This is a genomic window from Mycobacterium sp. shizuoka-1, from assembly GCF_002723835.1.
Classification (GTDB): domain Bacteria; phylum Actinomycetota; class Actinomycetes; order Mycobacteriales; family Mycobacteriaceae; genus Mycobacterium.
Genome location: NZ_BEWG01000150.1, coordinates 1 through 1,574, shown reverse-complemented (window position 1 = coordinate 1,574; position 1,574 = coordinate 1). Strand labels below are relative to the sequence as shown.

At 65.1% G+C, this 1,574-nt stretch carries 2 protein-coding genes; both read right to left on the bottom strand.

All coding sequences use genetic code 11. From position 1 onward, the window contains the following. Positions 1 to 230, bottom strand: a 230-nt coding sequence (locus tag MSZK_RS31380) for an NADH-quinone oxidoreductase subunit I (RefSeq protein WP_142389994.1), incomplete at its 3' end; no start/stop codon positions are given. Beyond that, positions 223 to 1,521 (bottom strand): NADH-quinone oxidoreductase subunit NuoH, encoded by a 1,299-nt coding sequence (gene nuoH / locus MSZK_RS31375; protein WP_371411425.1) that lies wholly within the window; start codon positions 1,519 to 1,521, stop codon positions 223 to 225. The genes nuoH and MSZK_RS31380, both read right to left, overlap by 8 nt. Between the last annotated feature and the right edge of the window lie 53 nt (positions 1,522 to 1,574).

Genomic DNA, 1,574 nt, shown 5'->3' with positions numbered 1-1,574 from the left:
GTGTTGTCCGCACCTTCGACGTAGATGGCGTCGGCCGGACACGCCCAGGCACACAATTCGCAGCCGATGCATTTCTCCAGGCCGTCGGGATAGCGGTTGAGCTGGTGGCGGCCGTGATAGCGCGGGGCGACCGGGCCGGGTTTTTCTGGATACTCCTCGGTGATGGGACGTTTGAACATCGTCGAAAACGTCACGCCGAAACCCTTGACCGCGTCCAAGAACTCAGGCATCGCCACTCCCCCACGTTGCGACGGCCACCCGGTCGTGGACATCGTGCCCATTGCGCACCGGTGCGCCCACCTCGGTGGCGGCCGGCCACGTGGCGGTGAGCCGCTGGCCGGGCAGCGGCGGCACCGGGAACCCACCGGCCATGGGATCGAATTCGGTTGCCGCCAAGGCTGTGTGTGCTGTTCGGCGCCGCCGGATGATCCGCCGGACCATCACCACCACCGCCAGCAACGCCGCGGCGGCGATGAGGTTGGGGATGATGCCGGTGTGGCCGAGGGTGTGCAGGATGGCGACGATCATGATCCAGATCAGGGAGGTGGGGATGAGCAGTTTCCAGCCGAGTGCCATGAATTGGTCGTAGCGCAGTCGGGGCAGGGTGGCGCGGAGCCACATGAAGATGAACAGGAAGGTCCAGACTTTGGCCACGAACCAGATCAGCGGCCACCAGCCGGTGTTGACCCCCGGGATGAGGCTGATCGGCCAGGGGGCGTGCCAGCCGCCCAGGAACAACGTGGTCGCCAGCGCCGAGACGGTGGTCATGTTGACGTACTCGGCGAGCATGAACATCGCGAATTTCAGCGAGGAGTACTCGGTGTGGAACCCGCCGACGAGTTCCCCTTCGGCCTCGGGCAGGTCGAAGGGGGCCCGGTTGGTTTCCCCGACCATCGCGGTCACGTACACCGCGAAGCTGGGCAGCAGCAGGAACACATACCAGGTGTGCTCCTGGGCGGCCACGATCCCCGACGTGGACATCGTGCCGGCGTAGAGGAACACCGCCGCGAACGACAAGGCCATCGCGATCTCGTAGGAGATCACCTGCGCACTGGAACGCAACCCACCCAACAACGGATAGGTCGAACCTGAGGCCCAGCCGGCCAGCACGATGCCGTACACCCCGATCGAGGTGACGGCCAGGATGTAGAGCACCGCGACCGGCAGATCGGTCAACTGCAGCGGGGTGTCATGGCCGAACACCGACACCACCGGGCCCAGCGGGATGACCGCGAACGCCAGGATCGCTGGGATCACCGAAATCACCGGTGCCATCAGATAGATCGGCTTGTCCACCCCGGCCGGCACCAAACCCTCTTTCAGGGCGAGTTTGATGCCGTCGGCCAGCGATTGCAGCAACCCGAACGGGCCGACCCGGTTAGGGCCGTAGCGCATCTGCATGCGGCCCAAGATTTTGCGTTCGGCCAGGATCGCCACCAACACCGTCAGCAGCAGGAACGCGAACACCGCGACCGCCTTGGCCAAGATCAGCCACCACGGATCATGGCCGAACACACTCATATCCGGATAGCTCACACCGACACCTCCCGCTCGATGCGCACCACCGCACCCGT

Bases quoted from the DNA above. Each gene is read 5' to 3' on its own strand.
- nuoH (WP_371411425.1), bottom strand. From the start codon at position 1,521: ATGAGTGTGTTCGGCCATGATCCGTGGTGGCTGATCTTGGCCAAGGCG.